Here is a 14,538-nt window from a genome sequence, read left to right as displayed (position 1 = left end):
CGTATAACCGTTATCAACCTTCCAGTCCTGCCCATAAACCCCCCGCGCCCCCTGGGACAGCTGAAAAATAATCACGTTGGCCACCGCAGACGCATCAAGAAAATGCCCCGGCAAAAGACGCTTGCCAAGCGTATCGGCAACATCATCAAGCTCACCATCACTCAAGCCCAGGTTGTCCCACATCGAGGTCGCGGTCGGCCCCGGCGAGACCAGGTTGATGCGCACATCGTAACGGGCAAACTCCACCGCCAGCGTGCGCGCCTGTGCCGCCAATGCCGCCTTGCTGGCAATGCAGGCCGCCAGACCGGGAAAACTCGACCCCGTCAGGAAGCTGCCGACAAACACCACCGACGCCGGGTTCGCCAACTCACCGCGCAACGCCGCCAAGGTGTTCAACGCACCCGCACCGTTGACCGCCCATTGCCGCTGAAAGGCCGGCATGTCCAGGCTGTCGGCCATTTCGGCAATGCCGGCGTTGGGCACCAGATAATCCACCCGCCCCAACGTCGCCGCCCGCCGGGCCAACCCTTGCAGATCGTCCTCGCAGGTAACGTCCCCGGCACACCATTGCAGCCGTTCACCATAGATCTGCTGCAAGGCCGGCAAATCACCGACGGTGCGCGACATCGCCAACACCCTGACCCCGCGCGGCAACAACGCCGCGCACAAGGCCAGGCCAATCCCGGAACTGGCGCCGGTGATCACGGCCAAACGATCCTGAAACTCGGTTTGCATCATGTTCTCCTGGGCATCGTCGATGCCAAGCACTGGGGACCTGGCGGGACCCTATCTTTGAACAGATGCAAAAATACCGACTTGACGGCGATCAGATTTTCTCAATGGATCGACCGCTCAATGAGTCGAGTGCGACATGGCCGGTTGTTGCAGCACCGACTGATCGATCTCGCTGAACCGCAGCACACGACCGCCCTGCTCCGTGGCCAGTTTTTCAGCAGCCTGCTGGCTGGAGAACGACGCCAACACCACACCCATCGCCCCCTTGAGCCGGGTGCCGACCACGTAATACGCATCTTTGGCATCGATCAGTTGGGTGTCATCCGGCGAATTCCAGGGGCTGTGCTCCATGTCGTGGACATACAGCCTGGCATCGCCATGATGGTTTTCCGGTTGCAACCACCAACCGATCATTTCCGCCGTGGAGCAGAATTTCTTGATGCCGCTGTGCTCGACCACTTCACCCTTGGGGCCGGGGAAGCCGTCGATGATCATGCCGCAGACATGGCACTCATCACTGGGATGAAAGGCGCTGGGGGCATCGCTGTAGCTGGCTTGCACGGGTTTGTCACACGCCGTCAGCAGCACACAGACCATCAGGCCCGCCAGGTTGCGCAGCGTCTTCCAATCAAGCGTTCTCATCATCAGGTGCTCCAAAAAACCAAAGTAAGAATTCAAGTCGCCCGTCGACGGAACAGCAGCCAGGCCGTACCCAACGGCGCCGCCACCCACAACAGCAGGCAGAGCCAGAGCATCGAGCCCGGCACAGGCAAATCGCTGCCCAGGGTCAGCACGCCAGCGGTACTGGCGACGGCGTCAAAACCGGAAAGATTGATCAAGCGATAGAGGTCGGCGGGATTGAACAGCAGCAACCAGGGCAGCACTTTGGGGTCGAAGTGCCCTTCGCTGAGCACCAGCAGGGCGAGCAGCGCCAGGTCGAACACCAGCACGAAAAAGAACCACACGCCCAGCGCCAAACCGGCAGCCGTGGATTTCTCGGCCGCCACACTGCTCAGCACATAAGCCAGCCCCAGGAAGCCCCAGCCCAGTAGCGTCGACGACACAATGAATCGTCCGAAGGCCCAGAGCAGCAGGTTCAGTTCGACGTCGTCCACCAGCACGGCGATCGCGAGCATCGCGCAGCCGAAACCGATCAGCGTCGCCAGCGCCAGGATCAACCCGTGGCCAATGAACTTGCCGAGCAGGATGTGCCCGCGCCCCAGCGGATAGGTCAACAACAGCAGCAAGGTGCCGCTTTCGTCCTCGCCGACAATGGCGTCATACGCCAGCATCAAGGCAATCAGTGGCATCAGGAACGTCGCCAGGCTGGCCAGGCTGGCGATGGTCGCGGGCACCGAGGTAAAGCCCAACTGACCGGACGCCGCCGCGCCCAGCCAGGCAATGCCGGTGGCCAGCACCGCGAACAACAGGCTGATCGCCAACAACCAGCGGTTGCGCAAACCGTCATTGAATTCCTTGCGGGCCATGTTCCAGATCGGGTTCATAGAATCTCTCCACTGTGGGTCGCAGCGGCCCGTCCCATGTAATAGCGGTAGAGGTCTTCCAGGGACGGTGGAGTGATTTCCACGTCCGCCGGCTCATCCTCATTGAGCAACTGGCGCAACAGGCCCAGTTTGCTGCCATTGAGCGCGGCCACTTCGAGGCCCTCCACGCCCCAACGTTGAGTGACGTGCCCGGCGATGTTCCACGAGGCCTGCAAGGGGCCGGCATGCTTGAGTCCGTTGGCGCGAATCAGCGTCGGCAACCCGGCTTCCTCGCGCAGGCTGCGCAGGCTGCCGAGGGCCAGCAGACGCCCCTGGGTCAGGATCGCCGCACGATTGATATGCGCCTCGACCCCCGGCAAAACGTGGGAACAGAGAATGACGCTGGTGCCCTGGCTGCGCAGACGGTCGAGCAACCGATACAGGTCTTGAGTGGCGATGGGATCGAGGCCGACCGTCGGCTCGTCGAGCAGCAACAGGCGCGGTTCGCCGAGCAAGGCTTGCGCCAGCCCGAGGCGTTGGCGCATGCCTTTGGAGTAGGTCTTGACCCGTCGATGCGCCGCCCCTGCCAGGCCAACTTCCTCCAGCAGCCCGTCCACCTGAGCGAACGCGGCGCCTTTGAGTCGCGCGAAATGACGCAAGGTTTCCAGACCGCTCATTTGCGGATAAAACGTCACGTTCTCCGGCAAATAGCCGAGCAGACGCCGGACATTCGGATCACTGGGCAAGCGGCCAAACACCCTGACTTGCCCTTCGCTGGCCTGCAACAAACCGAGCACCAGTTTCATGCTGGTGGTCTTGCCCGCGCCGTTGTGCCCGAACAAACCCAGCACTTCGCCTTCGGCCAGGCTAAGGCTCAACTGATGCAACACCGTGGTGTGCCCATAACGCTGGCTGACGCCTTCCAGATCGACGACATTCATGTGACGGGCTCCTTGGTCAGGGTGTGCGTGGTGGATTTCATCAACGGATGGCTGTCGAGTACGCCCGGCGATTTCATCACCGGAAACGCCCGTTGCACCCAACGCAGCAGTTCAATTCCGGGGCTGTTCATCAACAGCCGCACCTGCGGGTACAGCCACAGCAGGCGGTCGACGTTGTCGTTGGGTTCGTAGGCGATATCGCCCAGGCCATCGTTGTTGCGGTCCCAGCCCAGATAGTCGCTCCAGTAATTGCCCCGGCCATCCGCCGACCATTCCTGCAAGCGGGTGGCGACGTATTTGACCTGGCGCTGGTTGCCGACAAACGCGTTGTCGGCGATGCGGTTGTCTTCGGAGCCGGCGGTGAGGTGAATGCCCACGGCGCTGTGCTCGAAGTGGTTGTGTTCGATGCGGTTGAACAGCGAGTTGTAGATGAACAGCGCCTTGCCCTCGGCACCGCTGATCATGCTGTCGCCGGTCGAGCCGTCGCGCACGTCGGTGACGAAGTTGTCGCGCAAGGTCGAATAGGTGATGTAGTTCATCAGGATGCCGTAGTTCTGATCCTGTTCGGAGCGGTTGCCGATCACCGTGAGCTTGCGGCTTTGCATCAGGGCGTAGCCGGTGCGGGTGCGGCGGGTGGTGTTGCCGATCAGCTGGTTGTCGTTGGCGAACATGTAATGCACGCCGTAACGCAGGTCTTCCAGGGTATTGCCTTGCAGCAGGTTGCCGTTGGAGGTGTCGATGTAAATGCCATCGCGGGTATCACGCACCTGGTTGCCGATGACCCTGGCGCCATGCACGGCATACAGGTGAATGCCGTTGCCGCGATCCTGTGAACGCATCGCCGGATCGCCCTGGATGCGGTTGTCGATCAGGCTCGCATCCTGAGTCCCATCGACCCAGATCCCGAAACCCTGGCCTTGCAGGCGATTGCCTTTGATCACCGCGCCACGGGCCTTGGGCTGGAGGAACACCGCCGCATTCATGGCCGTGAGGTCGTGCCCCCAGTCCAGAAAAGTGCAGCCCTCGATCCCGACGTCCGGTGCGCTGACAATCACCCCGTTGCCCTGCCCTTGCGCCTGAAAAACCGCGCCGGGCTCGCACACAATCTGCATCGGTTGATCGACGCTGAACGAGCCACGGTATTCGCCCGCCGGCACGTGCCAGCGTTGCTCGGCGTCAAGGCGCAACGGAAGCGTAGTAATGGGTTGCACCGCCAGCACGCTGCAGGGCATCAGCAGGAGCGCAAGCGCGATCACCTTGATCGGGTTTCCCTTGATGTCGGTCATCGGTCCGCTCCTGTCGATGCTCAACCGTCAGGCCCGCTCGACCTTCATGCGGCCGACCATTTCCATGTGCAGCGCATGGCAGAACCAGCTGCAGTAATACCAATGCAGGCCGGCCTTGTCGGCGGTGAAGGTGATGGACGAGGTTTGTTGCGGGCTGATCTCCATGCTCGCGCCGTGGTTGGTCATGACGAAACCGTGGGACACGTCCTCGATCTGGTCGATGTTGGTGATGGTCACGGTCACTTCGTTGCCCTGCTTGACGGTGAACTCGGTCAAGCCATACGCCGGTGCCATGGAGGTCATGTAGACCCGCACATGATTGCCGTCGCGGATCACCTTGTTGTCGGTCTCCAGGTTGATGCCATCCTTCTTGGCCAGCTCCACGGTGGCGGCGAAGAACGGGTCGTTACGGTTCCAGATTTTTTGCGTCTTGATCTGATCCCGCCGCGCAAGGATGCAATCGTGCGGTTCGGCAAACGCCGGGCCGTCGTGCACCAGTTTCATTTCTTCGCCGGAAATATCGATCAATTGGTCGTTTTCCGGGTGCAGCGGCCCGGTCGGCAGGAAGCGGTCCTTGGAGAACTTGCACAACACCACCAGCCATTTGCCGTCCGCCTCACTGGTTTCGGTCAGCGACGCATGGTTGTGGCCGGGCTGGTAATGCACGTCGAGTTTTTGCTTGATGTAATTGACCTTCTCGCCCTTGTAGGCACGTACCGCGTCCGCCATGTTCCACTTCACCACCTGGCTGTCGATGAACAGCGTGGTGTAGGCGTTGCCGCGACCGTCGAAGGTAGTGTGCAACGGGCCCAGGCCCAGTTCCGGCTCGGCGGCGATGACTTCGCGCGGGTCCTTGAATTTATCGGCGAACAGGTCGTCCAGGCGGTCGATGGCGATCATCGATACGGTTGGCGACAGCTTGCCGTTGGCAATGAAGTACTTGCCATCGGATGAGGTGTTGAGGCCGTGGGGGTTCTTCGGCACCGGGATGTAACGGGTGAATTCGGAGTCCTTGCCATCGGTTTTACGACCGTCGACCACCGGCACTTTCGAGTTTTCCAGGGTGATGAACTTGCCGGCCTTGATCGCGGCTTCGATGCGCGGAATGTTGAACACCACGACCCAGTCGCGCTCGTTGCGCATCATGCCGCCGAGGTCGTAGGCCTTCTCCGAGTTGTAGCAGGTGGACGCGGCGTACTTGCCGGTGTAGTCCATGTCGGCGTTGTCCAGATTGCCGTCGACGATCACCTGAAACGCCATCTCCATTTTTTCGGCATCGACGGCGTTGAACATGGTGAAGCTGTTCTTGTCTTGCAGGTCGAAGGTGTGGCCGTCATTGGGGTGCGGAATGACGAACTCGGCGTTGGCGAACACGTACTTGGTGTACGGCACTTTTTGCAGGCGCAGGCCGTGAATGGCTTGCACGTTCGGCACCGTGAGCATCTTGTCGCACTTCATGATGTCCAGGCGGATGCGCGCAATACGGGAGTTGGCCTTGTCGTTGATGAACAGGTACTTACCGTCGTACTTGCCGTCCGTCATGGAGATGTGCGGGTGATGGCAATCGCCGTTCTGGAACTTCGCGCTGTCGCCCATGATGCGCTTGCTTTCGTTGGTCAGGCCCCAACCGGTGGCCGAGTCGACGTTGAACACCGGAATACGCATCAACTCACGCATCGACGGCACGCCCAGCACCCGCACTTCGCCCTGATGACCGCCGCTCCAGAAGCCGTAGTATTCGTCCAGCTCGCCGGGGCCGACATGGGTTTTCGCCTGCGCATCCTTGACCGCAGCCGCCCATGACTCGCGGCTGAACACCGCCCCGCCCAATGTCGTGGCCCCTGCCAGCACCGCCCCGGTGACGGCGCTGCTACCGAGAAAACCGCGACGGCTGAGTCCGGTGTGCTCTTCTTCCTGCACCGGTTTTGTGGATTCTGTGTCAGTCATGCTGCGTACTCCTTGAAGGGATAAAACGGTGTGCGGTTAGAACTCGGTCAACTGTAGGAGCGAGCCTGCTCGCGATGGACTCAAGAGCGCCGCGTTGAGCCAGTCATTACGCGTCAACGTTAGCGACCATCGCGAGCAGGCTCACTCCTACAAGGGCGCGTCATTCAGGGGCGGTCACTTCCACGACAGGTATCAGTTGCGCCGCCACAGGTGCCGGTTTGCCGCGCTTCTTGCGCTTGTTGATCAGCGGCGGGCATTTGTGTTCGTTGTGGTAAGTCATCTGGCAATCGAGGCAGTAGTGGCACTCGTTGGCATTGATCCGCCCATCCGGGTGAATCGCCTGGATCTCGCATTCTTTGGCGCACAACTGGCAGGGGTTGCCGCATTCCTTGCGGCGCTTGAGCCAGTCGAACAGGCGCAGCTTGGTCGGGATCGCCAATGCGGCACCCAACGGGCAGATGTAGCGGCAATAGACTTTGCGCGTGAAGATGTTGATGACCAGCAGCGCCACCGCGTAGAGGACAAACCACCATTGGCGGTCGAACCTGAGGGTGATGGCGGTCTTGAACGGTTCCACTTCGGCGAACAATTCGGCGGTGGACATGGATTCCAGGGAGATACCGAACAGCAGCAGCAAAATGATGTACTTGATCGCCCACAAGCGCTCATGCACCGCGAAGGGCAATTCGTACTGGGGAATTTTCAGCTTGCGCGCGGCTTCGTTGATCAGTTCTTGCAAGGCACCGAACGGGCACAACCAGCCGCAGAACACCCCACGCCCCCACAACAGGATGCTCGCGGCGGTGAACACCCACAGCATGAAAATCAGCGGGTCGGTGAGAAACAGCTCCCAGCGAAAGTGCTCGAACAACGCATGGACAAAGGTCAGGACATTGACCACCGAGAGCTGCCCCAGCGCATACCAGCCGAGGAACACCACGGTGAAGATCAGGTAACCGCGACGCAGCCAGTGCAGGAAATGCGGGCGGCGGGTGAACTTGTCCTGCAGGAACAGGATCGCGGTCAGCAGCAACAACGCGGTGGCGAGTACACCGACCTGGAAGTGTTTCTGATACCAGATCGTCAACCACATCGGCCGGTTGGCTTCCTCGATGGCGGCCAGTTCTTCGGCACTCGGTGCGGGGCGCTCAAGGTATTGCTCGGGCAATTGATAAGACAGTTCGAAGCTGCTGAACATGCCGCTGACCGGACCGGTCTGACGCCGTACCAGCAACTCCAGGGACCAGGGCGATCCTGGATCGAAACCCGCCTGCTTGCGCACAATGAACACCGACATCTCATTGAACTCGGGCATGCCCTTGGCGAACACGTCGGAGAGGCGCTGATGGTCCATGTCGCGAAAGCTGATGACATTGCCGAACTGGCGCAATTGCACCCGGTCGAAAATCCCGCCGCGCACATAACCCGAGCCTTTATACGAATACAAGCCGCGTCCCAATACAGCAATGGCTTGCTCGCCGGGCTTGAGCTCTTGCATGAGGACACGGTATTGAATGTCACCCAGCAACGCGCGGCCAATGGTCGGCGGGTTCAGGTCGGCGGTGTACAGCTCGATAAAGGTGTCATCGACCTGGTCAGGCGCGGCCGTGTCGACGCCTTCGGCCTCGGTGCCTTTGAAGGCGGCATCGACCTGTCCACGGGTCAGGTTCAAGCGACGGATGGCGCCGTTTCCGCTCAGTTGCTCCCAGGTGGCAGGCTCGAAAAAGTCCTGGCGCACGGTGGCGGGCTTGCTCGCCACTGCCCCCTTGTCCTCGATCAGCTTGAGCGATACGGCCACTTCATGGGCGGCCCGCATGATGACCTCATTGACCACCATGGCGGTGACGGTTGCGCCGGCGATGGCATCCACGGTGACCGCACTCGGGTCACTGGAGTGGCCGACAACCACTCGCTGGCTGACCTTGATCCCTGTGTAGCGGGCGCTGAAACCGTGGAGTTTTTCTTCGGGGATACCGATCAGCAGAATCGGCTCATGGTGTTCCAGGACGTAGGCATCCTGAATCACACCGGCGGTGTCGAGGATCACCTGGGTATTGATCGGCTTGCCCGAGTAGGCCGGAATGTCCACCACGTCCAGGCTCTGGAAGACATAACCGATGACCTTGCCGGCCGCTGATATCGTCCGCACCTTGAACGGGCCTTCCGCTGCGGAAACCGAATCGGTTTGCGGGAAAACCTTCTCGATGCGCCGCTGCTCGATGTCGCCGTATGACTTGGCCTGAACCACCGCGAACATCGCGAGTATCAGCAAGACCGTCACCACCAGACCAACGCTCCAGATGCGCAGGTTGCCAGGTATCGAAGGCGAAGAGATTGTCATGAGCAGGCTGATTTTAAAGGGTCTGCGGCCATGTTAGGGAGCATTGCGCCCCCGTCCCTTGATTGAAATCAACTTGCCGACAATCCCCGTTCCAGAGCGCCCGAATGTCTCAAACAGTGCGGGAAAACTGGCCTTTTTGCTGATCGCCCAAGTAGGCATCAAACGCCATCGCGGCGCTGCGCATCATCAAATGCCCTTGCGGCAACAGCACCAGCTCGTCACGGTGAATCTGCAAGAGCCCGTCGCGAACGTGCTCGCCGAGTTGGGCCAATGATTCGGCGAAATACTCGGTGAAGCAGATCGCGTGACGTGCTTCGAACTTGGCGAAATCGATCCGGCCATGACACATCAGGTCGCTGATCACTTCGCGGCGCAACAGGTCGTCAGCGCTCAGGCGATAACCCCGATGCACCGGCAGCAGACCTTGATCGATGCGTGCGTAGTACTGCGAAAGCTCCTTGACGCTCTGGCTGTAGCTGTCGCCGACCTTGCCGATCGAAGACACCCCGAGGCCGATCAAGTCGCAGTCGGCATGGGTCGAGTACCCCTGGAAATTGCGTTGCAGCGTGCCATGGGCGCGGGCCAGCGCCAGCTCGTCATCCGGCAAGGCGAAATGGTCCATGCCGATGTAGACATAACCGGCTTCGGTCAAACGGCGGATGGTCAGTTCGAGCAACTCCAGCTTGCGCTCCGGCGGTGGCATGTCCTCCGGGCGAATCAGCCGTTGCGCGCGCACCATCTCCGGCAGATGCGCATAACTGTAGGCAGCAATCCGGTCCGGGCGCAGGGCAATGATCTTGGCAAGGGTGACGTCGAAACTCTGCACCGTTTGCAGGGGCAGGCCGTAAATCAGATCGACGCTGATCGACTTGAATTGCGCCTCGCGCGCCGCCGCGACCAGCGCATAAATCTGCGCTTCACTTTGTTGGCGATTGACCGCCGCCTGGACGTCGGGATCGAAGTCCTGCACACCAAAGCTCAGGCGATTGAAGCCCAATTGGCGTAGCGAATGGATCTGTTCGCTGCTGATGGTGCGCGGGTCGACCTCGATGGAAAACTCATGGTTGTCGCTGTCGTCCATGTCGAATGCCTGGTGCAGGCAATCCATCAGGTCGGCCAGTTGTTCTTGGGTCAAATACGTCGGTGTGCCCCCGCCCAGATGCAGCTGCGTAAGCTTGCGCGTGCTGTCGAACAAAGCGGCCTGCATGGCGATTTCACGCTTGAGGTAGGTCAGGTATTCGACGGCCCGATGGGTTTTTTGGGTAATGATTTTGTTGCAGGCGCAGTAGTAACAAAGGCTTTTGCAAAACGGAATGTGGATGTACACCGACAACGGTTTCGGCACAGCGGCCTGGTTGCTGTCGTGGGCGGCACGCTGATAGTCGTCAACGGCAAACGCCTGATGAAACTGCGGCGCCGTCGGGTAAGAGGTGTAGCGCGGCCCGGGCCGGTCATATTTTTCGACCAGGGCACGATTGAAATCGAATGAAGGCTTCATGATCAATCAACTCGCAGGTGGGTTAATGTTTTGCACTGTCCACCTCCTTTTCAAACAGGCTGCAGATAGCATCCACCTCCTGCCGGCCGGCGGGAAGGATGCTGATGAAACGCTCTGACAATTCAATCAAACCGTCACGACTCAATTGCTCCAGCAACGGCCAGACGGATGAGAAATACATGGGGAACACCAGCCCATAGCGCCGCTCGATGGCACGGATATCCAGCTCCTGATCACACGCCAGTCGCTCCATGACCATTTGCCTGATCTGCTCCCCCGCCTCGAAACGCCAGCCACGTGCTGTCGGCAGCTGGTCGTTGTCCAGCTGACGTTGATAGCGCTCAATGGCGTCGGTATTTTGCGTGTACAAATCGTCGATCCGGCTGATGGCGCCCACACCGAACCCGATGTGGTCGCAATAGCCGTGACGGGTGAAACCGTCGCAGGTGCGGCTCAAGCGGCCCCGCTCCTGAGCGATCGCCAGGTCATCATCGGGCCGGACAAACTGCCCCATGCCGATGTAGTGATACCCCGCTGCAAGCAATTGCTCGAAGCAGATCTGACGCATCGCGCCTTTGTCGTCCTGGCTGCACAACGCCCTGGCCTTGTCACCGAGCACAGGCCGATAGCGGCGTGGCGGCCGTGCATAGTCGAACACCATCAGGCGGTCAGGCTCCAGCTCGATAATCGTCGTCAGCTTCAGCGCAAAACTGTCCGGCGTTTGCCAGGCATGGCCAAAACCCAGATCGACGTTGATGGAGCGATAACCAAACGTGCGCGCGGCATCGATGAGCGAATGGATCGGCGCCGGATTCTGGTAGCAAGCCACGGACATCTCGCACTCGGTGTCGATGTCCGGAACGCCAATGCTGACGTGATTGAATCCCTGATCGCGCAGCACGCCCATGGTCGACCAATCGGTGTGATGCAAATCCACTTCAACGCTGTAGTCGCCAGACTCATGCGCCAGAAAGTTGAACCGGCGACGCAAATGCCCCATCAGTCGCTGAATATGGGCGATGGTGGGCGTTCCACCGCCCAGGTGAAATTGCTCGACCCGTTGCTCTGGATGGGTGTGGCAACCGACCAGGTCGATCTCGTGTTCCAGACGCCGCAGGTACTGCTCGATGGCGCCCTGCTCGCCGCAGGCATCAGCAAGGGTGCAAAAGGATGGCTTGAGGCTGGAAGGCAGGCGCAAGTTCAGGGAGAGCGGCCGGCGTTTCTGGCGGCTGACGCGCAAGGCACGAAGCAAATCCAGAGAGCCGATGCCGTTGTGAAACTTTTGCGTATCGGCATGGCAGTTGGGGTCGAGCACACCCTGATCGCACCGAGCGACAAGCTCGCCAGGGTTGTGAAAGAAATCGAGCATGACGGGTCTCCCAGACTGGCTGCAGATCTTCAGTGTCCGGGATCGGCAATCATCGCTCCTTGATTTGTATCAAGCCGCCAGCCAAGTGTTTGCAGAGGCCGACCATCGGTCACCACGTCAGGTAAAACATGCCCTTGGCCAGCAAGACGATGGCGACCATATGGCAGAACAGACTGCCGTGGATGAATTGCAGGTAACGAGCGTTCATGCGCCCGCTTTTGAACAGAATCATGGCCACCAGAAAATGCAGGAGCACGCTCACGGCAACGACGATTTTCACCATCAGCAACGTGCCGAACGAGGACGCCAGCGGCGTGGCAAGAGCGGGCAAGTAGCGCTGCCAGACCATGCCGATCCCCGCGCCGAACAGCACCAGCAACACCCACGGCATCAGCGTCCGGGCTCGACGACCGATCCCCTGCTCGACCAGCATCATCACCCTGTCGGGCAATTGCTTGCGAATGCTTTCCAGAAACAGGACCTCGAAGAACACCGTGCCGATGAATATCAGCGCGGCGAACAGGTGCAATGTCAAAAAAACGGGATAGACCATGAGAGGGATGGCTCTGATGACTCAGCGAGAGGAACATCAATCCCATTGTGTCGCCAGTGCCGGCGAGCTCCGGCCCAATGGGAACTCGCGCGTTCATCCGCAAGGGCGCGCGAGTGTTGCTTCACAGAATACAGAGCTGCCCGCCCTACCCGTTTGACACCGATCAAGAAACGTCCCTGTCCCTGATGCGGGTTAGCCCACCGTTCAGTGGGGCGCGCGAGGAATCGTTTTGAGCAGATCTTCAGGGCTGATGTAACCGACCACCGGCTCCGCGACGCTGCCCGGTAGCGGCAGGTCAAGGATGTGGCCCTTGATCTTGCCGATCACGTGCATTTCGCAAGGTTTGCAGTCGAACTTCAGCGTCAGCACCTCATCACCGTGCACCAGCTGCATTGGCGCGACCTTGGTGCGAACACCGGTGACCCCTTTGGCCTGTTTGGGGCAAAGGTTGAAGGAGAAACGCAGGCAGTGCTTGGTGATCATCACCGGCACTTCTCCGGTTTCCTCGTGGGCCTCGAAGGCTGCATCGATCAGCTTGACGCCGTGACGGTGATAGAAGTCGCGAGCCTTTTGGTTGTAGACGTTGGCCAGGAACGACAGGTGCGATTCCGGGTACACCGGCGGCGGATTTGTTTCGGCCTTGCGACCACCCCGTGGGTGGGCCAGCAGACGGGCCGCGGTTAGCGCTTCGATCACTTCCCGACGCAGGGCCTTGAGCTGCGAGTTGGGGATGAAGAACGCCTGGGTTGCTTCCAGCTTGATGCCGGTGGCGTGGTAGTCGGTGGTGCCCAGTTGACCGAGCAGATCACGCAGTTGGTCCAGGGCCTGCTCCGGCTTGTTGGCCAGACCGAACGGACCGTCCAGGGACACGCTGGCGCTGACGCCCTCCTCGCTGGTGGCGGTGAGTTGCAGGCGCTGCTCGTCCAGCTGTGCGACCCAGGCCAGACCGATACGACGTTCAGCGGAAGTCTTCTGCAAGGCTTGCTGCCAGTTATGGTCCAGGTTGCGGCTCAGTGGATGGTTGGGCCGCAGCTTGTACATCCCGTCCGGCATCTCGTTGGGCTCGACACGGTAGCGATAACGCTTCTCGCCCTCTTCGAGGAACTCCCCCTTTGGCTCGGCGATGTTGGCGCGAAAGCCCACTACTTCGCGCTTGATCTGCACGTTGAGACCGTCGCCGTTGGACAGCGGCTCAGAGGTCACCACCTGCAAGTCACGCTTGCCCACCTTCTCCACCACGCCCACTGGCAGGCCGGTGAAAGTCGGTGAATCGAAGGCACCGATGTCGACCTTGCGATCGGTGACAAAGTAGTCGGTGCTGCCACGGTGGAAGGTCTTGTCCGGGTCAGGTACGAAGAAATGCGCAGTGCGGCCACTGGACGCTCGGGCCAGGTCCGGACGATCTTCAAGAACGTCGTCCAGGCGCTGGCGGTAGTAGGCCGTGATGTTCTTCACGTAGCCCATGTCCTTGTAACGCCCTTCGATCTTGAATGAGCGAACGCCGGCTTCCACCAACGCGCGAATGTTGGCGCTCTGGTTGTTGTCCTTCATCGACAGCAGGTGTTTTTCGTAGGCGACGACGCGGCCCTGGTCGTCCTTGAGGGTGTACGGCAAACGACAGGCCTGTGAACAGTCGCCACGGTTGGCGCTGCGACCGTTCTGTGCGTGGGAGATGTTGCACTGGCCGGAGAACGCCACACACAACGCGCCGTGGATGAAGAACTCGATGGCCGCATCGGTCTCGTCGGCGATGGCGCGAATCTCTTGCAGATTCAGCTCGCGGGCCAGTACCAGTTGGGAGAAGCCCGCCTGGTCAAGAAACTTCGCCCGTGCCAGGGTGCGGATGTCGGTCTGGGTGCTGGCGTGCAACTCGATCGGCGGAATATCCAGCTCCATCACGCCAAGGTCCTGGACGATCAACGCATCGACGCCGGCATCGTAGAGCTGATGGATCAGCTTGCGGGCTGGCTCCAGCTCATTGTCATGCAGGATCGTGTTGATCGTCGTGAACACCCGGGCGTGGTAGCGCCGGGCGAACTCCACCAGTCCGGCGATCTCACTCACTTCGTTACAGGCATTGTGGCGGGCGCCGAAGCTCGGTCCACCGATATAAATGGCGTCGGCACCATGCAGGATCGCCTCGCGAGCGATGCTCACGTCACGGGCAGGGCTGAGCAGTTCCAGGTGATGTTTGGGCAAGGACATATTTTTTATCTGGTTTGTCACGGTCGAGGCACGCATTGTAGCGGGCAAATGTTTGACCGGCATCCGTGGGCTTCTTGGTCAGGGTTGATATCACCTGCCTGTAAGGCGCTTCTGGGCCGCGAAAACGACAGCATCACCCGTCACGATTCCGGCGTTGACCTCGGGCAGCTGAGTGGAAT

At 60.3% G+C, this 14,538-nt stretch carries 11 protein-coding genes; all 11 read right to left on the bottom strand.

What is annotated here, in order from left to right:
* Window positions 1-735, bottom strand: a 735-nt coding sequence (locus tag KGB25_RS09750) for an SDR family oxidoreductase (protein WP_223434862.1), incomplete at its 3' end; no start/stop codon positions are given.
* Between the two features lie 117 nt (window positions 736-852).
* A complete protein-coding gene (locus KGB25_RS09745; protein ID WP_008037451.1) occupies window positions 853-1,377 on the bottom strand; it encodes a nitrous oxide reductase accessory protein NosL in 525 nt (174 codons plus the stop codon).
* A 32-nt stretch (window positions 1,378-1,409) separates the two neighbouring features.
* Window positions 1,410-2,240: an ABC transporter permease gene (locus KGB25_RS09740; protein WP_223434861.1), complete on the bottom strand. Its 831-nt coding sequence runs from the start codon at window positions 2,238-2,240 to the stop codon at window positions 1,410-1,412.
* The gene (locus KGB25_RS09735; RefSeq protein WP_008037453.1) at window positions 2,237-3,160 is read right to left on the bottom strand and encodes an ABC transporter ATP-binding protein; all 924 of its coding nucleotides are present in this window, start codon (window positions 3,158-3,160) and stop codon (window positions 2,237-2,239) included. The genes KGB25_RS09740 and KGB25_RS09735 overlap by 4 nt, the downstream gene beginning before the upstream one ends.
* On the bottom strand, window positions 3,157-4,446 hold the full coding sequence (locus KGB25_RS09730; protein ID WP_192226440.1) for a nitrous oxide reductase family maturation protein NosD: 1,290 nt from the start codon (window positions 4,444-4,446) through the stop codon (window positions 3,157-3,159). The genes KGB25_RS09735 and KGB25_RS09730 overlap by 4 nt, the downstream gene beginning before the upstream one ends.
* A 27-nt stretch (window positions 4,447-4,473) precedes the next feature.
* Window positions 4,474-6,393, bottom strand: a complete 1,920-nt coding sequence (gene nosZ / locus KGB25_RS09725; RefSeq protein WP_008037454.1) for a TAT-dependent nitrous-oxide reductase — start codon at window positions 6,391-6,393, stop codon at window positions 4,474-4,476.
* 160 nt (window positions 6,394-6,553) lie between these two features.
* Entirely contained in the window at window positions 6,554-8,734 is a 2,181-nt protein-coding gene (gene nosR / locus KGB25_RS09720; protein WP_223434860.1) for a transcriptional regulator NosR, read from the bottom strand.
* A gap of 109 nt (window positions 8,735-8,843) precedes the next feature.
* Window positions 8,844-10,232, bottom strand: a complete 1,389-nt coding sequence (gene hemN / locus KGB25_RS09715; protein WP_223434859.1) for an oxygen-independent coproporphyrinogen III oxidase — start codon at window positions 10,230-10,232, stop codon at window positions 8,844-8,846.
* A 22-nt stretch (window positions 10,233-10,254) separates the two neighbouring features.
* On the bottom strand, window positions 10,255-11,601 hold the full coding sequence (locus KGB25_RS09710; RefSeq protein WP_008037459.1) for a coproporphyrinogen III oxidase: 1,347 nt from the start codon (window positions 11,599-11,601) through the stop codon (window positions 10,255-10,257).
* A gap of 109 nt (window positions 11,602-11,710) precedes the next feature.
* Window positions 11,711-12,154: a CopD family copper resistance protein gene (locus tag KGB25_RS09705; RefSeq protein ID WP_008032069.1), complete on the bottom strand. Its 444-nt coding sequence runs from the start codon at window positions 12,152-12,154 to the stop codon at window positions 11,711-11,713.
* A 204-nt stretch (window positions 12,155-12,358) separates the two neighbouring features.
* A complete protein-coding gene (locus KGB25_RS09700) occupies window positions 12,359-14,359 on the bottom strand; it encodes a peptidase U32 family protein (RefSeq protein ID WP_032832365.1) in 2,001 nt (666 codons plus the stop codon).
* Window positions 14,360-14,538: the final 179 nt, after the last annotated feature.

It is taken from the genome of Pseudomonas sp. BF-RE-21 (genome assembly GCF_019947305.1).
Lineage (GTDB): Bacteria > Pseudomonadota > Gammaproteobacteria > Pseudomonadales > Pseudomonadaceae > Aquipseudomonas > Aquipseudomonas migulae.
Note: the sequence above shows the minus strand (reverse complement) of the source record. Positions and strands in the feature narration are given on the sequence as shown.

What these genes read in the sequence shown, in the direction of transcription:
- KGB25_RS09705 (WP_008032069.1), bottom strand. Translation starts at nt 12,154, where the DNA reads ATGGTCTATCCCGTTTTTTTGACATTGCACCTGTTCGCCGCGCTGATA.
- KGB25_RS09710 (WP_008037459.1), bottom strand. Translation starts at nt 11,601, where the DNA reads ATGCTCGATTTCTTTCACAACCCTGGCGAGCTTGTCGCTCGGTGCGAT.
- KGB25_RS09700 (WP_032832365.1), bottom strand. Translation starts at nt 14,359, where the DNA reads ATGTCCTTGCCCAAACATCACCTGGAACTGCTCAGCCCTGCCCGTGAC.
- nosZ (WP_008037454.1), bottom strand. Translation starts at nt 6,393, where the DNA reads ATGACTGACACAGAATCCACAAAACCGGTGCAGGAAGAAGAGCACACC.
- hemN (WP_223434859.1), bottom strand. Translation starts at nt 10,232, where the DNA reads ATGAAGCCTTCATTCGATTTCAATCGTGCCCTGGTCGAAAAATATGAC.
- KGB25_RS09730 (WP_192226440.1), bottom strand. Translation starts at nt 4,446, where the DNA reads ATGACCGACATCAAGGGAAACCCGATCAAGGTGATCGCGCTTGCGCTC.
- KGB25_RS09735 (WP_008037453.1), bottom strand. Translation starts at nt 3,160, where the DNA reads ATGAATGTCGTCGATCTGGAAGGCGTCAGCCAGCGTTATGGGCACACC.
- KGB25_RS09740 (WP_223434861.1), bottom strand. Translation starts at nt 2,240, where the DNA reads ATGAACCCGATCTGGAACATGGCCCGCAAGGAATTCAATGACGGTTTG.
- nosR (WP_223434860.1), bottom strand. Translation starts at nt 8,734, where the DNA reads ATGACAATCTCTTCGCCTTCGATACCTGGCAACCTGCGCATCTGGAGC.
- KGB25_RS09745 (WP_008037451.1), bottom strand. Translation starts at nt 1,377, where the DNA reads ATGAGAACGCTTGATTGGAAGACGCTGCGCAACCTGGCGGGCCTGATG.